The sequence below is a fragment of the Acinetobacter sp. 809848 genome (genome assembly GCF_000581275.1).
Classification (GTDB): Bacteria; Pseudomonadota; Gammaproteobacteria; order Pseudomonadales; family Moraxellaceae; genus Acinetobacter; species Acinetobacter pittii.
This window is the reverse complement of the sequence record NZ_JEXG01000017.1, coordinates 22,461-43,502: the sequence shown is the minus strand read 5'-3', so window position 1 is coordinate 43,502 and position 21,042 is coordinate 22,461. Positions and strand designations below refer to the sequence as shown.

The window sequence follows — 21,042 nt, the reverse complement described above, 5'->3', positions numbered from 1 at the left end:
AACATTAAATGAAATTAGATTGATATACCTTGTTGATAAATGCAAATAAGGTGGGTTTTTTCAAGGATATAGTAGTGAATATAGATACTTATGTTGAAATTAAAAATGGCAAGGAAAACGATATCAACGTTAAATATCGTGGCCTAATTCAAAAATTAACAGCAACATTGTCATTGACGCTTTTGTCATTTGGATGGTGCTCCACCGTAAATGCTGCACAACAACAAATTGCTTTAGTAGGTACATGGACATCAATTCCTAATGCACCGCTTGCGCAAAAACCAAAACAAGCCAGTGAAGGCTTATACCAGCTTCACGTGAATAAGGATGGAACTTTAACTCCCGTTAAAGTGTTGAAAATGAAAAGTCCTTCTTGGATTGTGAAATCGAAAGATGGCCGTTTTGCATATACCACTAATGAAGAAAACGAAGGTGCGGTGACCGCATTATCTATTCAAAATGGAAAGGTGGAAGTGTTGAACACAGTGGATAGTCATGGTGGACATCCAACACATGCAACAATTAGTTTAGATGGTAAGTTCCTGTTTGTGTCGAACTATTCAGCGTTCGATAAAGGCCGTGGTGGTGTGGCTGTTTTGCCAATTTTACCAAATGGCCATTTGGGTGAAAAAGTACAAAATATTGTTTTTGAGGAAGGTTCTGGCCACGTCAAAGGCCGCCAAGAAAGTGGACATGCTCATTCCACAACTTTTAGTCCGGATGGTAAGTATTTATATGCTAGTGATCTTGGAAATGACAAAGTCTATGCATTTCGTTATAACCCGAACAAGGCTCAGCCACTTGAAGCGGATACCAACCGCGATGTAACTTTTACACATGGTTCTGGCCCGCGTCATATGGTCTTTTCACCCAATGGCAAACATGCATATGTTACCGCAGAAATGCGAAGTGAAATTGTGACATTTAACGTGCAAGATGGTCATTTGAAAAAAGTGGCCGAGCTAAAACTAATCCACGAGGACAAAACACCTGAATTTAAGAGTGCGAGTGGAATTATCCTTAGCCCAAATGGTAAATATGTGATTGCTGCCAATCGAGGTGCAGACAACAAACTTTTAGTATTTAAAATCCAACAGAATGGATTGCTAGCTAAGCCAGTTGTTTATAAAGCGAATGGTATTGAACCTCGTGCATTCTCATTTGATGCATCTGGTAAGTATCTATATGTAACCAATGTTTATAGTAACAATATTAGTTTATTCCGTTTTGATGCAAAAAATGGCACCTTAAAACCAGCTGGCGATGCAGCAAAAATATCAACACCTACGGATATTAAATTCTTTAATTAATCCAAAACATGAAACTGACCTTTCTAGTACTTAATACAAAAGACCGAGATTTTGTTATCTCGGTTTTTTATAGCAGTTTTGGCAAAAACGATGATTTTCCGTATGATATGGGCAGCAATAATTAGTGTAGTGAAATGATGAAAAAGATTTTATTGATTGCAATGAGTTTGCTCTTTGTTGGTTGTTCGGAAAAGAAACCATTAACACCAGAAGAGCAGTGGCATGGCTTTTGTACTAGCGTAGGAAATGCTGCAAGAAGTATTGTTTTTGATCGTCAGCAAGCAATTGAAAAAACTCAGGCAGTTGAGCATGCAAATAAGATTGAAGATGAGATAACTAAAAAATTCATTCTTAATGTTATTGAAAAAGTTTATGCAATTCCAAAAGAAGAACTGACAAAAGATCCTCAAGCAATCCAAGAAAAAGTTAGAAAGCAAATGATGGATGAATGTTTGGCAACACCTCATGACAAAATGCCAAAATATAAATCATTCTAATTGTGGATGAGGTTATTGAATTTTCATCCGGCTAAAGCTCTTTTTGCTTAAAAATAGCTCAAATCCGCCTAATATGCTCATTATTTAGACACAGGTATTTAGATACAAAATAATGGGCATCACGGAGAAACACCCCGCGCTCATTAACTTTTACCTTGAACTCTAGTAAACTTTTGTAGTCCATATTACTTGTGAAGCTTTTAAGAAAGCTGGAATTTGCAAGTAATTTTTCAAAAAAAAGAGGAATGAACACCGTGCTAGAAGCTTACCGCCAACACGTTGAAGAACGTGCCGCACTCGGAGTCCCACCGAAGCCACTTGATGACGCTCAAACAGCTCAGCTTGTTGAACTATTAAAAAATCCACCAGCAGGCGAAGAAGCGTTCTTGGTAGATTTGCTTGAAAACCGTGTTCCTGCAGGTGTTGACCAAGCAGCTTACGTAAAGGCAGCATTCTTGGCAGCGATTGCAAAAGGCGAAGCAACTTCACCACTCGTTTCTAAAGAACGTGCAGTTTACTTACTTGGCACTATGCTAGGTGGTTATAACGTAGCACCACTTGTTGAACTTCTTGACAATGCCGAACTTGCAGGCTTAGCTGCTGAAGCATTAAAGAAAACTCTTCTTGTATTTGATGCATTCCATGATGTAGCAGATAAAGCAAAAGCTGGTAATGCAGCTGCTAAAGCTGTTTTACAATCTTGGGCTGAAGCAGAATGGTTCACTAGCCGTCCTGACGTTCCAGAAGAAATCAAAATCACTGTGTTCAAAGTAACTGGTGAAACAAATACTGATGACTTGTCTCCAGCTCAAGATGCTTGGAGCCGTCCAGACATTCCATTACACGCAAATGCAATGTTGAAAAACGAGCGTGATGGTATCAACCCTGAAAAACCAGGTGAAGTTGGTCCATTAAGCCAAATTAAAGAACTTATCGCTAAAGGCAATCAAGTTGCTTACGTTGGTGACGTTGTTGGTACAGGTTCAAGCCGTAAGTCTGCAACTAACTCTGTTCTTTGGTTCTTTGGTGATGAACTTCCACACATTCCAAACAAAAAAGACGGTGGTGTGTGCTTAGGTTCTAAGATCGCTCCAATTTTCTTCAATACTATGGAAGATGCAGGTGCATTACCTGTAGAAATCGACGTTGCTAATATGAACATGGGCGACGAAGTAGTATTGAAAATTGACCATGCTGCTGCAAAAGTAACTGCTTTTAAAGATGGCGTGCAAATCTCTGAAGCAGATCTTAAAACTCCAGTACTTTTAGACGAAGTACGTGCTGGTGGTCGTATTAACTTGATCATTGGTCGTGGTTTAACTGCTAAAGCACGTGAAGAATTAGGTCTTGCACCTTCTACATTATTCCGTACTCCAGTACAACCTGCTGACACTGGCAAAGGCTTCACACAAGCTCAAAAAATGGTTGGCCGCGCATGTGGTTTACCAGAAGGTCAAGGTATCCGTCCAGGAACTTACTGTGAACCTAAAATGACTACAGTTGGTTCTCAAGATACAACAGGTCCAATGACTCGTGACGAGTTAAAAGACTTAGCATGCTTGGGCTTCTCATCTGACTTAGTGATGCAGTCTTTCTGTCACACTGCTGCGTATCCAAAACCAGTTGACGTAACAACTCACCATACATTACCTGACTTCATCATGAACCGTGGTGGTGTATCTTTACGTCCAGGTGACGGTATTATCCACTCTTGGTTAAACCGTATGTTACTTCCAGATACAGTAGGTACTGGTGGTGACTCACATACTCGTTTCCCAATCGGTATTTCATTCCCAGCGGGTTCTGGTCTTGTTGCGTTCGCAGCAGCAACTGGTGTTATGCCACTTGATATGCCTGAATCTGTACTTGTTAAGTTTAAAGGTAAAATGCAACCTGGTATCACTTTACGTGACCTTGTACATGCAATTCCTTACTACGCAATTCAAGCGGGTGATTTAACTGTAGAGAAGAAAGGTAAGAAAAATATCTTCTCTGGTCGTATCCTTGAGATCGATTTATCAGAAATGGAAAATGACTTGACTGTTGAGCAAGCATTCGAACTTTCTGATGCGTCAGCTGAACGTTCTGCTGCTGGCTGTTCAATCACACTTTCTGAAGAGAAAGTTGCTGAATACCTACGTTCTAACATCACGATGTTGAAGTGGATGATCGCAGAAGGTTATGGCGATGCACGTACACTTGCTCGTCGTGCTGAAAACATGCAGAAGTGGTTAGATAACCCAAGCTTGTTAAAAGCTGATGCTGATGCAGAATACCTAAAAGTTTACGAAATCGATCTTGCTGACATCAAAGAACCAATTCTTTGTTGCCCGAACGATCCAGATGACGCGAAACTTCTTTCTGACGTTCAAGGCGACAAGATTGATGAAGTATTCATCGGTTCTTGTATGACTAACATTGGTCACTTCCGTGCAGCTGGTCAGTTACTTGACAAAGTACCTGGTGGTTCATTGTCTACTCGTTTATGGTTGGCTCCTCCAACTCGTATGGACGAGCACCAATTAATGGAAGAAGGCTTGTATAACATTTATGGCCGTGCTGGTGCACGTACAGAGATGCCGGGCTGTTCATTATGTATGGGTAACCAAGCACGTGTAGCGCCGAACACAACTTGTGTATCGACTTCTACTCGTAACTTCCCGAACCGTTTAGGTCAAGGTGCAAACGTTTACTTAGCGTCTGCTGAGCTTGCATCAGTAGCTGCGGTTCTTGGTAAATTACCAAGCCCAGAAGAATATCAACAGTACGCTTCGCAAATCGACAGTGCTTCTGCTGACATCTACAAATACTTAAACTTCGACAAGATGAGCGAATATACTAAAGAAGCTGATCAAGTTGATACTAAGAAAATCCAAGCTGCTCAATTGACTTAATACGTCAATTTAGTAAAAAAAAGGAGCTGATTATTCAGCTCCTTTTTATTTTAAATGAGACTTTGTACATTATTAGACTTAGAAAATAATAAATAGATCAAATTTTATTTAATGAAAATGTAAAAATAAATATTACTCTAGATATTAAATTGATTTTTGTTTTAAAATATTTGAACGAACTTGAAAATAATTAAAAAAAATATGAGTATTTTATATAGGGAACTTAAGAATGCTAAAGACAATTGTTGAATTTAAATTTGATGATTATCAATTATATGACCAAAAAACTTATGCTGATGAAGGTAGTATTTTAGTTCAAAAAACTGAAGATATTGCACAATATATTTTTAGTATATTAAAGAATAGATATCATTTAAATGTAGAGTTATATAGTGAAAGCTGGGGGTGGGAAATTGAGATTCCCTTAGCTGAAATAACGATGTATCTCGGAATTAGTGTTTATGAAGAATATAGTAATGGATTCGCAATTTTTATTTCTCCAAATACTCCGATTTTAAGAAAATTTCTATTTAGAAAAATTGATATTACTCATCATATTATGGTGTTGCAAAATTATATAAATATTATCTTAAAATCGCATCCAGGCATCTATGATGTGATGTGGTGGGAAGAGAATGAATTTCGATGTGTAGCCACGAATTGATGAAAAAAAATTAAGGCTCAAATATTGGGGTAAGTAAAACAAAAATTGTTAAAGACTATATTGGTGAATAGAGGCGATGAGCTTACTATATCTACAATATTAAGTGGTCAGATCAATATGCATAATTCAGCTTGGAAGGGATTACGTAAGTTTTTTTATAATAATCTTCACAACCATGACTATGAAACGACGGTAAGTAAATGCATTAACTATTTTTTAGTTATTTTAATTATTGGTAACGTCGCTGCTGTTTTATTAGAAACAGTAAATGATTTGTACTCAAATTATCGTATTTGGTTTGACTACTTTGAGAATATTTCAATCGCAATTTTTAGTATTGAGTATTTATTAAGGTTGTGGAGTGTTGCAGATCGAGATACGACACAATCCGCATGGAAAACTCGCTTGAATTGGATGAAAAGTGGGGAAGCAATTATTGATTTGATGGCAATTTTGCCAGCTTACCTGAATTTCTTTGTACGAATCGATCTTCGTATGCTTCGGATTTTACGTCTACTTCGTTTATTAAAATTAACACGCTATTTCATCTCACTACAGATATTGTTATGTGTGATTAAACGCGAGAAGGGATCTTTTCAAGCAGTTATCTTTATTTTAATTATCATGATTATTATGACTGCTTCTGGAATTTATGTGGTTGAAAACAAAGCTCAGCCAGAAGCTTTTAGTTCAATACCTAAATCTATGTGGTGGGCAGTGGTTACCTTAACTACAGTGGGGTATGGCGATGTCACTCCTGTAACTAGCCTAGGAAAGTTATTAGGGGCGCTTATTACTATTTTAGGTGTGGGTATTGCAGCATTGCCTGCTGGTATTTTGGCGTCTGGACTTGCAAATGAGCTTAATCAACGGAATCAGAGACTAGAGCAAGAGTTTCGTGAGCTACTTCAAGCACGAGGTATTGATATTTTACATAATGAAATTGAAATAGAGCGGATCCGTCAAAAAGTAGGATTGCCAAAAGAGCAAGCGCATAACCTGATTATTCAAATTATGCGTGAAAAAGTATTAGAGGAAGAAGAGTCTGTTCGAGAGAAAAAATGTTATTGCCCGCACTGTGGTGGAAAGCTAACTGATTAGAAGTAATAAGTTAGCCTTTTCTTTAATTAAGCTTTTTTGTTAGCTTTTTCTACTGCAAATGCGATAAGTAAAATAATCAGACCGCCAAGGCTTAAAACAAAACCTACCCAGATTGGAGCGATCCAACCCATTTGGTGACTGAGTACCCAGCCCCCTAAAAATGCCCCTAATGCATTGGCCATATTAAATGCAGAGTGGTTGAGTGAGGCAGCTAAAGTTTGGGCATCACCTGCAACATCCATTAGACGAGTTTGTAATGCTCCGCCTAATCCCATTACCGTGAGACCAATTAAAAATAAAGATGCGATGGCAGTATAGATATTACTCATTAAAAAACTAGCGACAACAAAAGCGATAGCTGAGCTAATTAATACACCCACTATAGTTTTGTTGAGGTTCTTATCTGCAAGCCATCCTGCCGCTAAACCACCAATAACCATACCTATACCCCAGATAGCTAAAGCGATAGGAACGATTTGGATATTAACTTTTGTATATTCAGTCAAAATTGGTGAGACATAGCTATAAACTGAAAACATGCCTCCAAAACCGATTGCACCCACTGCTAGTGTTAACCACATGTTGATATTTTTAAGGCCAGCTAATTCAGTTTTTATACTGGCAGTAGCTTGAACTGGGATATTGGGTACAAAGAAACCTACAGCAATTAAAGTGACGAAAGCAATAGTTGCTGAAAACTCAAAACCAGCTCTCCAACCAAAGTTTTGGCCTAACCAAGTTGCTAAAGGAACTCCAATTACAGTTGCGACTGTAAGCCCCATCATCATTTGGGCAACCGCAGAAGCTCTTCTTGATGGACCCGCTAGTTCAGCTGCAACTAATGCACCGACTCCAAAATATGCTCCGTGTGGTAAACCTGCAATGAAACGTGAGATTAAAACAGTTTCAGGTGTATGAGCTAAAGCAGTAAAGGCATTCGCAACACCATAAAAAAGCATTAAGCCGAGCAATAAAGTTTTCCTAGGTACTTTAGCTCCAAGAATTGCGATGATAGGAGCACCAATAACTACACCCAATGCATAGGCACTAATAAAGTGACCAGCTTCAGGTACTGTAATATTTAAATTATTTGCAATTTCCTGAATCAGTCCCATTGCGACGAATTCAGTGGTTCCAATACAAAAACCACCTACAGCGAGTGAGAAAATTGCTAAAAAGAGAGAGTAATGTTGAGGTGTGGAAAGAGGAGATTGCGGGGACGCCATAATAAGTTGAAGCAAGACTCAAAAAGAGAAGTATAAGGGAAAAGAGAACAGAATAATAAAAAACTAAAATATTGAGGGGAAAGTTTGCGTATTTCTTTTTTAGTAAAATTAAATTTATTAATGATAATAAGAATTATTTTTATTTGTGTATACTGTATCCGCTTATATTTTGTCTGAAATTTTAACTTTGCGTATAACAGGATTTTGTAATAATGAATAGATTTCTAATGATGTCACTTGCATTGATATCTACAACAGGCTTTGCTCATGAACCTTATGTAGCTCCTGTAGCTTATAAAACTGAACAAACTCAAGTACCCGTAATTGCTGGTTATGCGGAAGAAGCATTAAATAGTGAATATGCTTTAAAGGATGCTAAGCTTACTGTAATTACACCTAAAAATGAGCTTAAAACCGTCAATTCAGAAGCCCTGAATAAGTCTGCTACTGTTTTTGATGTAGATCTACCTGAAGAAGGCACATACATTGTTCAAACTCAGGCAAATTATCCTTTGAAATATGTATACGACCAAAAAGCATGGCATTTATTTTTTGATATGCCAGCTGATAAAGCTCCACCGAAAGCAGAGCGTGAATATTTGATTCCGACTGACCTTAAAACAAAAACAATTAAAACAGAACAAGTAACACGTGAGTGGATATTGCAGAGTTATCTTTCTAAAGGAAAAGTTTCAGATATTCAACTTCCGAATACACCGATTAAAGTTAGTTTCTCTGTACATCCTAACCAGATTAAAGCTGTTCAACCTGTTAAATTAACCATAACTGAAAAAGGGCAACCTTTAGCTTATGCTGAAGTGAATTTAAGAGAAAAGGGTGCAACTGAGAAGCAAGCGCAGCAGTTTAAGGCAGGAAGCAACGGTCAAGTTGAGCTTACGTTTCCAAAAGCTGGAGAGTATTTAGTAGAAGTAACAGCTCCTCTAAATTTGAAATTAAAACCTAAAGATCAGAGCTATACGATTATTAGCTTAAATGTTTTAGCACAATAGTTTTTAGTGTTTTAAAAAAATAGGCCTTTATTAGGCCTATTTTTGTCTTATAGTTTTTAACTACTTTAAAAAATTTTTATAAAATCGTTTTAATTTTCCTTCATTTTTGAATGATACCTAAATTCATACCATGTAAAAATAGTGAAATAAAATTCATGTTGAGACAAACTAACTAATTTTATGTTAAAGTGAATAAAATTCATCAATAAAGATTTGTCGAAAGTTTTATGGAAAAGCAAAGATGAGCTTTATCCATTTATAGATAAATCTGTTTTTTAGGCTTGGGCCCATGTTAGAAATACGCCACCTTAAAACTTTAGTTGCTTTACGTGAGCATGGTTCATTAGTTTCGGCAGCAAATGACCTTTGTTTGACGCCATCTGCTATTTCCCATCAATTAAAAGAATTAGACCATTGGTATGGAGTAGAAGTAGTTAATCGTCGAAGTAGACCTGTTAGTTTTTCTAATGTTGGACAGCGCTTATTAAAGTTAGCAGATGATGTTTTACCACAAATCCAGATTACACATAGTGATATCACACGTATTGTGCATGGACAGACAGGTAGAATTATTTTTTCATCGGAATGCCATAGTTGTTTTGACTGGTTAATGCCTTTATTAAATCAGTATCGCCAGCAATATCCTGACGTCGATTTAGACTTTGCTTCGGGGTTTGAAGCTAATCCACATGAACTCTTACAAAATGCAGAATTTGATTTATTGATTACAGCTGACCCAATCGCGTTAAAAGGAATTGAGTATTTTCCGATTTTTGAATATGAGTCACGGTTAGTCTTATCAAATACTCACCCTTTGGTGCGGGCTGAAAATATTACAGTTCAAGAGTTGGCCGAAGAAGTTTTAATTACTTATCCAGTAGATAAGCACCGTTTAGATATTATGTCTAAACTTTTCATCCCCGCGAATATTCAGCCTAAACAAATACGGACAACAGATTTAACTCAAATGCTTATTCAACTTGTTGCAAGTGGACGAGGTATTGCTGCTTTACCTGATTGGGTGGTGAATGAGTATGAACAAAAGGGATGGGTTACTAGTCGTCGTTTAGATTGTGTTTCTCCTACAGGTTTAAGACGAACTTTATATGCGGGCTACCGAACTGAAGAAAAAGAGAAAAGTTATTTTGAAGGCTTTTTAAAGCAGTTAGAAAAGTTCTCTCTAAAGCGAAACGCTTATTATTCTGGCTAAAAAATAATTTAGCCTAAGTGTTAAAAAGGTGCTTTATTGCACCTTTTTTATGTCAATTTCTTATTTGCCAATGAATAAAGAGAGTAGGCCTGCCGCAATTAGAGGACCGACTGGTACACCACGGAGTAAAGCGACACCAGCAACTGTACCAATGAGTAAACCTGCAACTACGTCAGGTTGGCTCGACATTAGTTTTACTCCGCGACCACCTAGCCAGGCGACTAACAGGCCAATTGCGATAGCCATAATAGACTTAACACTAATAAAGGATTTTAAAATACTCTCTCCACTGAGTTTCCCACTGGCAATTGGAGTGAGTACGCCAATGGTTAAAATAAGAATTCCTAAATTAAGACCATGAGCTTGAATATAAGGGAAAAACTCATTTAATGGTGTGATTTTAACGACAATCAACACACCTGCTGCAATAGTTACAGCTGCATTTTGACTTAATAAGCCGCAGACAAGCAGAACGAGTAGAACAACTAAATTAACATCAAATTGGGCAAGCATGGCGAGCGGAGGGCATTATAAATAAATGGAATTGTATAATATTTAAGACTTGGAATGTGAAAGCTTTAAAAGATACAGCTGATTTCAGCTCTTCTTAATTAAAAATTGAGTGTATATCTCTCAATGATAAGGAGTTTTAATTTTTGGTTACGCTTGGAAACAATGTTATATAAATTAACAAGTTAAAAATTATAGCGTTTAAAAATTATGATATAAAAATAGTCATTACTCATGAGTACGGGATATTTTTATGGACATTATAGATATCAAGATCAAAGATCAGTTTGATAAGATTCATGATGCAAAAGCACAACTAAAGAAAAATTTAGTGGAACATGAAAATGAATCTTTAAAACTAAGCCAACGTATTGAGCATATTATTGTTGATAATGAAATTATTTTGCCTACTACAGAATTATTATTTGAAAGCGAACAGAATGAAAATATTTATCGAGTCGTTGAAGAGTAAGGGTGCGAACTAGTTTAAGTAGATGAAAACAGTAGCGAGTAGTATTTAGTAAAAAATGGAAACTACGTTAAAATAACAGCTTAGTTCTAATGAGAAAACTTCATGCTGCTGGAAAAAATTTTACAATCACAAGGGTTTGGTTCTCGTAAATATTGTCAGCAGTTAATAAAAAACGGATCTGTAAGTATTGATGGAGAGGTTGTAAGTGACCTTAAAAAGCAATTCTCTCCAGAAAATTTAGAATTTTCTCTTTTTGGGGAAACTTATCAATATCGAGAAAAAGTTTACCTTGCGTTAAAGAAACCGAAAGGTTTTGAATGTTCACACCAACCTCACCATCATCAAAGCGTATTTAGCCTTTTACCCGAAATTATGATTCAACGTGGTGTGCAAGCCATTGGCCGTCTAGATCAAGATACAACAGGCTTACTTTTACTTACTGATGACGGTAAATATCTTCAAGCTTTAACTCATCCCCGTAAGCATGTTCCAAAGGTTTATCATGTTACGACTATAGATCCGGTTACACCAGAGCAAATTGAAATGCTGAGCCAAGGTGTAAGCCTACATCAGGAAAAAGGTGTTTTCGCTGCAACGGATATAGCGATATTAGAAACGCATCAATTAACCATGACGATTCATCAAGGTGTTTATCATCAAGTAAAAAGAATGATTGCAGCTGTGGGAAATAAGGTAGAAGCATTACATCGCCATCAAGTCGGGCAATTGGTTTTACCTGAACTTGAAGATGGAGAATGGGTTTATTTATCTGAACAACAAAAACAGCTCGCTCAAAATATCATTTGAGAAAACAATGGAAGGTTTGGAACTCACTATCTCGAATAAATCCCATTTGTTCATATAAACGATGAGATTCATGATTGTTGCTTTGAGTTTCCAAACTAATCCGCAAAGCATTCTCTTGCTTTGCAAATAAGATTGCTGTATCGATTAGCTGTTTAGCAGAACCTTGACGTCGGAAAACAGGCGTAACATATACATCATCTAAAATATAGTAAGTTGAACAAGCAACTGAAGAAAAACCTAAATAGAGTAAAATAAAACCCGTAATTTTATCGTCTTTAATATGAATGAAGAACACACTTTCTCTATTCTCAAAACGTTGTTTTAGGAAGTGAAGTGATTCATTAAAATTAGAAGAGGCCCCATAAAATTGGCGATATTCATCAAATAAAACGGCGAGTTGCTCTAAATCTTCAAAAGTCGCTCGTCTAACGATCATTTGGCACTCCTTGTAACTTATCATTATGTTTTTACAAAGAGAGCATAACGAAAAAAAGAGCTTTTTGACGTTAAAACTTGTTTATAAATGCAACAGTGTTAAGTTTTGTCGCTTTCACCAAGAAGTGCATTCAACTCTTCAAATAAATCTTCATGGTCATCATCTTCAGCTATAGTTGATGAGTTTTGGTTTAATGAAGATGCTTTTGCTTTTCTCAGTTTTAATAATTGTTCCATATTAATATTCTGATTTTCGATTGCAAAAGGAATAGATTTAGTTAATACGACCTGTTTAAAAAAAAGTCGTACTGCTTGGGCAGGGGTAATTCCCAGTTGTTTAAAAACAGCAAAAGCCTGCTTTTTTTCTTGGGAGTCAAGTCGAACCTGATAAACTTCTGTTTTTCGCATGAATAACAAAACCAAATGATTTTAATTTTTAGGAATTTATTTTAAACCATCGCAATGTAATTTCAATGCTTTTTGGCATAAAAAATAATCTTTTTGTCATTACGGTTACATTACAATGTCAATTCAAACTCGGAATTAAAAGACATTCCCTCTTTTGTGAGGGGGTCTGTAAATGAAATATGCTTAGCCAGAAGCTGTAATGGTTCCGAGAAGTCATCCTCAGCTTTGTGCTGAACTACTGGATAAAATGGATCATTTTTAATCGGAATTTCTAAGTAATTAAGATGCACTCGAAGTTGGTGCTGTTTCCCCGTTGTAGGAGTTAAGCGATATTTTGCCCAAATCTGATTGTGCTCGATAAGCTCAATATCAGTCTGGGTATTGGCTTTCGCATTTTCTATAACCTGCATCGTATAAAAAGGATGGCCTTTATCTAAATGCAAATATAATGTTTGAGGAAAATTTAAATCTTTTCTATAAGCTGCAATAGCGTGATAAATTTTATTGACTTGGCGCTCTGCAAATAATTGTTGGTATATACCACGCGATTCAACACGTTTGCAAAATAGAACAACACCCGCGGTTTCGCGGTCTAAGCGATGAATAGGGGTTAAAAATTCATTTCCTGTTTGTTTTTTTAGCCGCACTAAAAGAGTTTCTTGAACATATTGTCCTGTCGGGCTAATTGTTAAAAAATGTGGTTTATCGACCACCAGTAAATCATCATTTTCAAATAAAATGTGATGCTCAAAAGGTACATGTGGTTCATATGCAAGAAAGCGATAATAAAAAATATGGGTGTTGCCGACATATGGACTGGTTACAGTTAATTTATCCCCATTTGCTGCATATATAAGATCGTCTTGAAATCTTTGTTCCCATTCTTCAGTTTTAATGTGTGGAAAGTGACCACAGAGATACTCATAAATAGTTTGAGCATCTGTTCGCATAGGAAGATAGACTTGACTCGCACTTACTCCATCAATCATGGGCGGCAGAAATTCGTTTGGACTAGACATAAGAAAGTGTGAACATTTAAGAAAATTGATATAAAAAAAGCCAACTTCTAGGGCTTAAGTAGGCTTTTAAGGCAGGGCAATGTTATCATATCGATTATTTTGAATCATGTTATGTGTGCTATGTCGTATTCATTGAAATTGGTCTTAAATCATGAAGAAGATACTGAGCGTCTAGCTCTAGCTTTGGCGCAGCATGTTCAGTCGGGTGTAATTTATTTAATTGGGGACCTAGGTGCGGGTAAAACCACACTTACGCGCTATTTCTTACAGGCTTTGGGCCATAAAGGTTCTGTTAAAAGCCCAACTTATACGCTTGTTGAGCCGTATAAAATTAATGATAAAGAAATTTTTCATTTTGACTTATATCGTTTGAATGACCCCTATGAACTTGAATTAATGGGAATTCGTGATTATTTAGATATCACAGATGCATTATTTTTATTTGAATGGCCCTCTAAAGGTGGTGATGAGATTCCACAAGCGGATATCATCATTGACATTCAAAAGTCAGATGATGAGTTGACTCGTTTAGTAACGTTAACTTTACCAACAGAAAATTTGTACCAGACTTTGCAGGAACAGCTTCATGACTGATGAAAAGCTAACACAACGTCGTATTCATACATTAGACGCAGCGTTAGCGAACCAGATTGCAGCAGGTGAGGTGATTGAGCGTCCTTCTTCTGTGGTCAAAGAATTATTAGAAAACTCAATTGATGCAGGTGCAACTGAGCTGATTGTACGGATTGCTCAAGGTGGTTCGACTTTAATCGAAATCATTGATAATGGGCATGGTATTCATCCGGATGATTTGGCACTTGCTGTCATGCGTCATGCCACAAGTAAGATTAAAACTGCTGAAGATTTACATGCGATTGTGAGTTTGGGGTTCCGTGGGGAAGCCTTAGCTTCGATTGCTGCGGTTTCAAGATTGACTTTGACCAGTAGCCAAGATGAAAGTGGTATTGGTCATCAAGTTGAAGTAAACGGTACAGCATTTGATCATCAAGAAGTACAAGCTGTTGCAGCGCAAAAGGGTACCCATATTCGAGTTCAAGACTTATTTTTTAATGTTCCTGCACGCCGTAAATTCTTAAAAAAACCAACCACTGAATTTGGGCATATCGAAGAGATTGTTCGCCGTCTGGCCCTAACACATTTCGATATACGTTTTGTGCTTGAGCATAATGATAATATAAGAATTAATTTACCTATAGCGGATAGCGGAGAGCTACGTTTTCAGCGAGTTCAGCAATTATTAGGCTCACAATTTGTTCAAAATGCATATTGGATCGATGCTGAAAGTATTAGTATGCGTTTATCAGGTTGGCTTGGTCATCCTTCAGATGCACGTGCACAGGCTGATATGCAATATGTCTATGTAAATGGTCGTATTGTCAAAGATAAAACGATTTCGCATGCGCTACGCATGGCCTATGACGGTATTTTACATGGTCATCAACATTCATCTTATTTACTTTTTTTAGAAGTTGACCCTGAAAATATTGATGTCAATGTCCATCCTACTAAACATGAGATTCGATTTTTAAATCAAAGAGAAGTGCATGAGTTTGTAAGACATTATGCAAAAGAAACTCTCGCACAATTTCAGACAGCGAGTGCTGATCTAGCTCAAGCGATGAAAGCGGATGAAAGCTCAGATTATTCAGTACAACCTCAGCCCAAATATCAAGAACAATTTTCATTGCACCGAGCAAATGAAACTTTAAATTCAGACAGTGAAGCACGAAGTCAGCATGCACCGACAGAATTATTAACCGATTTTAACGCTAGTCGTCCGCAAGCTGTTCACTATGCAGATCAAACACCAAAATATAGTGGTTCTGCTCAACTAAATAATGCTTTAAAAACTTATTTAGCCCCACTTCGCGACCAACCTACTAGTTTTTCGGTAAATGAGAATGTTGAGCCAGCTGCTAAAGTAGATGAATTTCCATTAGGTATCGCAATTGCTCAACTGCATGGAATTTATATTTTAGCGCAGAATACCGAAGGGCTTATTATTGTTGATATGCATGCGGCACATGAACGTATTTTATTACAGCAAATGAAAAATGCCTGGGATAAACCTGAATTTTGGACATCTCAGCAATTGCTTATACCTAAGGTGATTTCCATTAGCCGTATGCAAGCCGTTAGAGTTGAAGAGTTAAAACCTCAGCTTGAGCGCTTAGGTCTGGAAATTGATTTATATGGTGATGAGCAAGTTATTGTTCGCGGTGTGCCTGCCATATTACAAAAAGCTGATTTTGAAAATCTTATTCCAGAGCTTTTAAATGATTTAGATCCAAATGATGAAGCACAAGGATTACTTCAAAAAAGAGATGAGTTGTTAGCTGGAATGGCATGTCATGGAGCCGTACGTGCGCATCGACAACTCAGTCTTTCAGAAATGAATGCTTTACTTCGTCAAATGGAACAAACCGAATTTGCGAGCCAATGTAACCATGGGCGGCCAACTTGGCGTGCATTCCCATTATCTCAATTAGATAAATTATTTGCTCGAGGAGAGTAGTTTTACATGTCAAATCAATTGCCCGTCATCAATTTAATGGGACCAACTGCGAGCGGAAAAACCGCTTTGGCATGTGAATTATACGAGCGTGGAAATTTTGAGCTAATTTCTGTTGATTCCGCTCTTGTCTATAAAGATATGGATATTGGCACGGCTAAACCAACTCGTGAAGAGCAAGAACTCTACCCTCATCATCTTATTGATATTATTACTCCTCTGGAAGTCTATTCAGCTGCTCAGTTTGTTGAAGGTGCATGTAAATTGATTGATGAAATGCATTCACGTGGCAAAACTCCTATTTTAGTAGGAGGGACAATGTTATATTTCAAGGCATTGTTAGAAGGATTGTCTGGTAATCTACCAAGTGCTGATGCTCAAGTTCGGGCAGCCATTGAAGAAAAAGCTCTAAATGAAGGATGGCAAGCAGTTTATGATGAGTTGGTTTCTGTAGACCCTGCCGCCGCTATAAAGTTTAATGTAACTGATAAGCAAAGAATTATTAGGGCTCTTGAAGTTTATAAAATTACGGGTGAACCAATTACTAAATTGCAGGCAGAACAACCAAAAAACGTACCATATCGATACATATTTCATAACTACACTTTACTTCCAGATCGGGTAGAATTACATCAACGCATTGAGCAAAGATTAAGCAAAATGTGGGATATCGGTTTTTTGAGTGAAGTTGAAGCTCTAATTGAAAAATACGATTTAGATGAAAATTTACCCTCAATGCGTTCGGTGGGTTATCGACAAGCACTAGAATTTCTATTAAAAAGTGATCTAAGTCTCAAAAGTAAACGTGAAATGGAGGATAAAGCTTTATTTGCAACACGACAACTTGCCAAACGTCAATATACGTGGTTACGTTCTTTGCAAGAAATACACGATTTTAAAACTTACTTGACGATAAAGCAGGCGAAAGAAGACTTGCGAAACTCTTATGGATAAAGCAAAATTTGCACACTGTCTTTTTATAATTTTTAGTTGAAAAATAAAGATAGTTTTTTTGCGCTGATTTAAAAATTTTTTTTGGAGTTAAAAATGTCTAAAGGTCAAACTTTACAAGATCCGTTCTTAAATTCTCTCCGTAAAGAACGTATCCCTGTTTCTATTTTCCTTGTGAACGGTATTAAATTACAGGGTCATATTGAATCTTTTGACCAATATGTTGTTTTATTAAAAAATACTGTAAGTCAAATGGTTTACAAACACGCGATTTCAACTGTTGTTCCAGCACGTAACCCTCGTCCAGCAGGCGCTCAAGGTACAGGCTTCCCAGCACAAGGCGGCACTCAAGGCGGTTTTGGTGGTCAAGGTAGCGGCTTTGGCGGCGGTCAAGGCGGTGGCTTCGGTGGCGCTCAAGGTGGCTTCGGTGGCGCTCAAGGTGGCTTCGGTGGTCAAGGCGGCTTCGGTGGTCAAGGTGGCTTCGGTGGTCAAGGTGGCTTCGGTGGTCAAGGTGGCTTTGGTGGTCAAGGTGGTTTCGGTGGTCATCAAGGTGGTTTTGACAACGATTCTAAATTTGAAGATGGTCAAGACGACGAAAATAATCGTTAATTGAAATCTTAAAAAGAAACCAGTCAGACAATGACTGGTTTTTTTATGTGTATTTAAAAGTTGATTCAGAATATTTAACTGGTCATGGAGAATGATTTACCATGATGACTAATTTTATTTAAATAAATAGGGCTTTAATGAATGCTATTAATATTAGCTGCTGCTTTTAGCAGCGTCTTGGTATCTATCCTATTAAAAAATTTAAAGAGAAAAGGTTATCAACCACTACAAATGATTGCATGGAACTATGCAAGCGCAAGTCTTCTTTGTTTTTGGTGGTTTCAGCCTGATATTCAACATGTTTCAATACAACATACGCCTTGGTGGTTAATTGTTGCATTAGGAATAATTTTACCTAGTATTTTTTTATGTCTTGCTAAATCATTAGAGTATGCAGGAATTGTGAGAACCGAACTTGCACAGCGTCTTTCAGTTGTCCTTTCTTTACTTGCAGCATATTTCTTTTTTCATGAACAATTTAATACCTTAAAACTGTGGGGTGTAGGCCTAGGGATTTGTGCGGTCTTACTCGTATTATTTGGGCAAATAAGTTCTTCAGCAAATCACCAATCTCGAAAAGCGATCTTTGCTCTTTTAAGTGTATGGTGTGGTTATGCAGCAGTAGATATTCTCTTGAAATATACAAGTAGTTTAGGTCTGCAGTTTACACTTACTTTAAATCTTATTTTTATTACTGCTTTTATATTGTCGATTTCATATTTATTGCTACAGAAGACTCAAAAGTGGCAGTTTAAAAGTACGATAGCTGGGTTAATATTAGGAATACTCAATTTTTCAAATATTGCTTTATATGTAAAAGCTCATATTCTTTTAAAAGATTCTCCTGCAATTGTTTTTGCGAGCATGAATATTCTTGTTGTGTTATTGGGAATTTTAAGCGGAGTGATTTTATATAAAGAAAAATTAAAATGGCCTACCATTTTGGGGATTCTTTTAGGAATAAGTGGAGTAGTTTGTTTAGCTAGCGCAATGGTTTGATAGTTCAAGAGAATAGAATCTCTTGAACTATAGAGATTTTTATAAATATGTGAAAATCACTTCATCTGGCAGACGTGATTTAGGAAGCTTAGCATTAAAGTCATTTTCACTACGATAGCCTAGAGAAACAATCACAGAGCTTCGTAAGCCTTTTTCAGTTAACCCGAGCTCAGTATTTAGAACTTCTTCATCAAAGCCACCCATTGGAGTTGCATCGATGCCTTCTAAGCCAGCAGCAAAGAGTAGCTGTCCTAAAGCAATGAATGTTTGATTTTCCATCCACCCGAATAAATTTTTCTGTTCATTTCGGTAGAACTCGACGTAGCCATGGCGAGTATCTTTTTGACCTAATTTTGCTTTTTCATCTTTAAAACGGCCACTTAAATCATCTTGCTCAAGTAGTTGATTTAAGTACTCAGATGTAATATCCGTTTTTGTACAGAATACAAGTGTATGTGATGACTCAAGCACTTTAGGAGCATTGTAAGCATACTTTCCTGTTAATGCTTTTGCGATTCGTTCTTTAGCTGCAAGATTATCTGCAACTACAAAGTGCCAAGGCTGAATATTTACTGAAGATGGGGTAAAACGTAAAATTTCTAATAATTTCTTAATTTTTTCTTGAGGAATTTTCTTTTCAGAATCATACGCTTTTGTTGTATAGCGACTTTTAACCGTATTTAATAAATCCATACTTTACTCCATATCAGTTTTATAGCAATTGAGAGAATTTAATCTTTGCCATGATACGCTATTTTATTCAAAAACATTTCCTGTGTAGTTTGATAAAGAAATATAATTTCATATAAAGTTTTAGTAATCTATTGAAAATGATTGATTTAATGCCAACAGATGCAAAGAGTAAGCTGCGAGAATTTAGAATCGTTAAAGCCTTTATCATTTTTGCATTTATTTTGAGTCTTTTGATTTTATACATTGAGTATCACAAGTATGTACATATAAGCTGGAAATTTGTATTTATTGCCAGTATGTGTGCGATTTACAATTTTGATTTAAATAACAAAATTAAAGAATTGAAAGTGCAAATAAAAAGTGACTAATTTTTAGTTAATAATTCCAGATAACCAATTCAAGCTGTTGCGTATTTGAAGATGGATCAATTTCCAAAATATAAGCTTGATCTTCACGCCAATCGCCAAGAACAATTCGTTGTTTAGCTTCTACCTTATGAATTGAAGGGCGATGGGTATGCCCATGAATAAGTATATCTACATCTGTTAAAGCAGTAAGCACAGCTCGCTCATTTACATCCATAATTTCATAGCTTTTTTGCTGTTTATCTGCGGAGCTTCTTTTTCGAAAGCCATTAACCAGTTTAGTACGAAAACTCAGGGGTGTACGGCGTAAAAAAGCCACTAAAAGTGGATTTCGAATAATTTTTCTAAATCTTTGATAGGAAACGTCATCTGTACATAGTGCATCACCGTGTTCTAGGCGGTACTGATGTCCAGCAATATTAAGATAATAAATGTCAGGTAGTAATACACCGTTAAATTTATTGAGGAAAATCTGATTTAAAGCAAAATCACGGTTACCTACTTGGAAGTAAACCCGATTTCCTTTTTTGTTAAAGTCTTTTAATGCCTCAATAATTTCATCGAGCCATGGTGCCGAGTAATCATCGCCAATCCAAGCGTTAAACCAGTCACCTAAAATATAAAGCTGTGTTTGTTTATTTTGATAATGCACCAATAAATCTAAAAACCCTCGAACAAGTCGAGGGTGTTCAGGTGACAAGTGTAAATCAGAGATAAACAGATAAGTCACAGCTTATTCCTAAAATTATTCAGAAATAATTTTAGCAGATTCGATTACAACATTTTCTAATGGAACGTCAGCGTGGTAACCACGGTTGCCAGTGCGAACACCTTTGATCGCTTCAACAACATCCATACCTTCAACAACTTTACCAAATACAGCATAACCCCAGCCTTGAGCAGTTTTAGAGGTATGGTTTAAGAAAGAGTTGTTTTTTACATTAATAAAGAACTGTGCAGAAGCAGAGTGAGGTGCTTGAGTACGTGCCATAGCAATCGTACCAACATCATTGCTTAAACCGTTGTCAGCTTCGTTTTCGATAGAATCACGAGTTGCTTTTTCTTTGAAGTTTTCATCCATCCCGCCACCTTGGATCATGAAACCATCAATGACACGGTGGAAAATAACGCCGTCATAAAAACCGTCACGTACATATTCTAAAAAGTTTGCTACTGTTTTTGGTGCTTTTTCAGTATTTAGTTCAAGAACAATACGACCTTTATTGGTGTTTAATTCGACTTGAGGAAAACTCATTACATTAATCTCCTAAACATGGGCTTATGACCATGGGTTTTTGGTTGAGAGAAGCATAAGCAAACTGTAAACTA

At 36.8% G+C, this 21,042-nt stretch carries 23 protein-coding genes; 15 read left to right on the top strand and 8 right to left on the bottom strand.

What is annotated here, in order from left to right:
• Positions 1–74: 74 nt before the first annotated feature.
• The 5 genes from J536_RS14940 (at position 75) to J536_RS14920 (ending at position 6,466) form a co-directional block, all read left to right on the top strand.
• Positions 75–1,310, top strand: a complete 1,236-nt coding sequence (locus J536_RS14940) for a lactonase family protein (RefSeq protein ID WP_032055688.1) — start codon at positions 75–77, stop codon at positions 1,308–1,310.
• Between the two features lie 134 nt (positions 1,311–1,444).
• Complete coding sequence (locus tag J536_RS14935; protein ID WP_080759586.1) at positions 1,445–1,807, top strand: hypothetical protein; 363 nt, start codon at positions 1,445–1,447, stop codon at positions 1,805–1,807.
• 254 nt (positions 1,808–2,061) lie between these two features.
• Positions 2,062–4,701 carry a bifunctional aconitate hydratase 2/2-methylisocitrate dehydratase gene (locus tag J536_RS14930; protein ID WP_002119674.1) on the top strand — a complete coding sequence of 880 codons (2,640 nt, stop codon included), beginning with the start codon at positions 2,062–2,064 and terminating at the stop codon, positions 4,699–4,701.
• A 229-nt stretch (positions 4,702–4,930) separates the two neighbouring features.
• Positions 4,931–5,365, top strand: a complete 435-nt coding sequence (locus tag J536_RS14925) for a hypothetical protein (RefSeq protein WP_017385424.1) — start codon at positions 4,931–4,933, stop codon at positions 5,363–5,365.
• Positions 5,366–5,482: 117 nt separating this feature from the next.
• Positions 5,483–6,466 (top strand): ion transporter, encoded by a 984-nt coding sequence (locus J536_RS14920; protein ID WP_032055694.1) that lies wholly within the window; start codon positions 5,483–5,485, stop codon positions 6,464–6,466.
• Positions 6,467–6,492: 26 nt separating this feature from the next.
• Here the strand turns inward: J536_RS14920 and J536_RS14915 are convergent, their stop codons facing one another.
• Positions 6,493–7,692 (bottom strand): MFS transporter, encoded by a 1,200-nt coding sequence (locus J536_RS14915; protein WP_032063243.1) that lies wholly within the window; start codon positions 7,690–7,692, stop codon positions 6,493–6,495.
• Between the two features lie 212 nt (positions 7,693–7,904).
• Between J536_RS14915 and J536_RS14910 the strand changes: the two genes are divergently transcribed.
• Both J536_RS14910 and J536_RS14905 read left to right on the top strand, forming a co-directional pair.
• The gene (locus J536_RS14910; protein ID WP_032063242.1) at positions 7,905–8,702 is read left to right on the top strand and encodes a DUF4198 domain-containing protein; all 798 of its coding nucleotides are present in this window, start codon (positions 7,905–7,907) and stop codon (positions 8,700–8,702) included.
• A 289-nt stretch (positions 8,703–8,991) separates the two neighbouring features.
• Positions 8,992–9,912 carry a LysR family transcriptional regulator gene (locus J536_RS14905; protein WP_002122195.1) on the top strand — a complete coding sequence of 307 codons (921 nt, stop codon included), beginning with the start codon at positions 8,992–8,994 and terminating at the stop codon, positions 9,910–9,912.
• Between the two features lie 60 nt (positions 9,913–9,972).
• On the opposite strand, the gene J536_RS14900 is transcribed toward J536_RS14905, so the two are convergent.
• On the bottom strand, positions 9,973–10,425 hold the full coding sequence (locus J536_RS14900) for a DUF441 domain-containing protein (RefSeq protein ID WP_017480868.1): 453 nt from the start codon (positions 10,423–10,425) through the stop codon (positions 9,973–9,975).
• A gap of 250 nt (positions 10,426–10,675) precedes the next feature.
• Between J536_RS14900 and J536_RS14895 the strand changes: the two genes are divergently transcribed.
• Both J536_RS14895 and J536_RS14890 read left to right on the top strand, forming a co-directional pair.
• On the top strand, positions 10,676–10,894 hold the full coding sequence (locus J536_RS14895) for a hypothetical protein (protein WP_002122273.1): 219 nt from the start codon (positions 10,676–10,678) through the stop codon (positions 10,892–10,894).
• A gap of 102 nt (positions 10,895–10,996) precedes the next feature.
• Positions 10,997–11,701, top strand: a complete 705-nt coding sequence (locus J536_RS14890; protein WP_032055701.1) for a pseudouridine synthase — start codon at positions 10,997–10,999, stop codon at positions 11,699–11,701.
• On the opposite strand, the gene J536_RS14885 is transcribed toward J536_RS14890, so the two are convergent.
• The 3 genes from J536_RS14885 to J536_RS14875 all read right to left on the bottom strand — a co-directional run bounded on the left by J536_RS14885 (position 11,694) and on the right by J536_RS14875 (position 13,563).
• Complete coding sequence (locus J536_RS14885) at positions 11,694–12,137, bottom strand: GNAT family N-acetyltransferase (protein WP_002122286.1); 444 nt, start codon at positions 12,135–12,137, stop codon at positions 11,694–11,696. The genes J536_RS14890 and J536_RS14885 overlap by 8 nt on opposite strands.
• A gap of 98 nt (positions 12,138–12,235) precedes the next feature.
• Positions 12,236–12,544, bottom strand: a complete 309-nt coding sequence (locus tag J536_RS14880; RefSeq protein WP_005068595.1) for a type II toxin-antitoxin system RelB/DinJ family antitoxin — start codon at positions 12,542–12,544, stop codon at positions 12,236–12,238.
• A 110-nt stretch (positions 12,545–12,654) separates the two neighbouring features.
• Complete coding sequence (locus J536_RS14875) at positions 12,655–13,563, bottom strand: pseudouridine synthase (protein ID WP_032063241.1); 909 nt, start codon at positions 13,561–13,563, stop codon at positions 12,655–12,657.
• A gap of 120 nt (positions 13,564–13,683) precedes the next feature.
• Between J536_RS14875 and tsaE the strand changes: the two genes are divergently transcribed.
• The 5 genes from tsaE (at position 13,684) to J536_RS14850 (ending at position 18,655) form a co-directional block, all read left to right on the top strand.
• Entirely contained in the window at positions 13,684–14,157 is a 474-nt protein-coding gene (tsaE, locus tag J536_RS14870; RefSeq protein ID WP_032063240.1) for a tRNA (adenosine(37)-N6)-threonylcarbamoyltransferase complex ATPase subunit type 1 TsaE, read from the top strand.
• Entirely contained in the window at positions 14,150–16,099 is a 1,950-nt protein-coding gene (gene mutL / locus J536_RS14865; RefSeq protein WP_032063239.1) for a DNA mismatch repair endonuclease MutL, read from the top strand. The genes tsaE and mutL overlap by 8 nt, the downstream gene beginning before the upstream one ends.
• A gap of 6 nt (positions 16,100–16,105) precedes the next feature.
• Positions 16,106–17,050 (top strand): tRNA (adenosine(37)-N6)-dimethylallyltransferase MiaA, encoded by a 945-nt coding sequence (miaA, locus tag J536_RS14860; RefSeq protein ID WP_032063238.1) that lies wholly within the window; start codon positions 16,106–16,108, stop codon positions 17,048–17,050.
• Positions 17,051–17,143: 93 nt separating this feature from the next.
• Positions 17,144–17,656 carry an RNA chaperone Hfq gene (hfq, locus tag J536_RS14855; protein ID WP_002122267.1) on the top strand — a complete coding sequence of 171 codons (513 nt, stop codon included), beginning with the start codon at positions 17,144–17,146 and terminating at the stop codon, positions 17,654–17,656.
• A 141-nt stretch (positions 17,657–17,797) separates the two neighbouring features.
• On the top strand, positions 17,798–18,655 hold the full coding sequence (locus J536_RS14850; protein WP_032063236.1) for a DMT family transporter: 858 nt from the start codon (positions 17,798–17,800) through the stop codon (positions 18,653–18,655).
• Positions 18,656–18,694: 39 nt separating this feature from the next.
• Here J536_RS14850 and nfsB read toward each other — a convergent pair whose 3' ends face one another.
• Positions 18,695–19,348 (bottom strand): oxygen-insensitive NAD(P)H nitroreductase, encoded by a 654-nt coding sequence (nfsB, locus tag J536_RS14845; RefSeq protein ID WP_014207095.1) that lies wholly within the window; start codon positions 19,346–19,348, stop codon positions 18,695–18,697.
• 137 nt (positions 19,349–19,485) lie between these two features.
• Between nfsB and J536_RS0104535 the strand changes: the two genes are divergently transcribed.
• Positions 19,486–19,716 (top strand): hypothetical protein, encoded by a 231-nt coding sequence (locus J536_RS0104535; RefSeq protein ID WP_032063234.1) that lies wholly within the window; start codon positions 19,486–19,488, stop codon positions 19,714–19,716.
• A 7-nt stretch (positions 19,717–19,723) separates the two neighbouring features.
• Here J536_RS0104535 and J536_RS14840 read toward each other — a convergent pair whose 3' ends face one another.
• Both J536_RS14840 and J536_RS14835 read right to left on the bottom strand, forming a co-directional pair.
• A complete protein-coding gene (locus J536_RS14840; RefSeq protein ID WP_032063233.1) occupies positions 19,724–20,443 on the bottom strand; it encodes a UDP-2,3-diacylglucosamine diphosphatase in 720 nt (239 codons plus the stop codon).
• Between the two features lie 15 nt (positions 20,444–20,458).
• The gene (locus J536_RS14835) at positions 20,459–20,968 is read right to left on the bottom strand and encodes a peptidylprolyl isomerase (RefSeq protein WP_002122280.1); all 510 of its coding nucleotides are present in this window, start codon (positions 20,966–20,968) and stop codon (positions 20,459–20,461) included.
• Positions 20,969–21,042 lie beyond the last annotated feature (74 nt).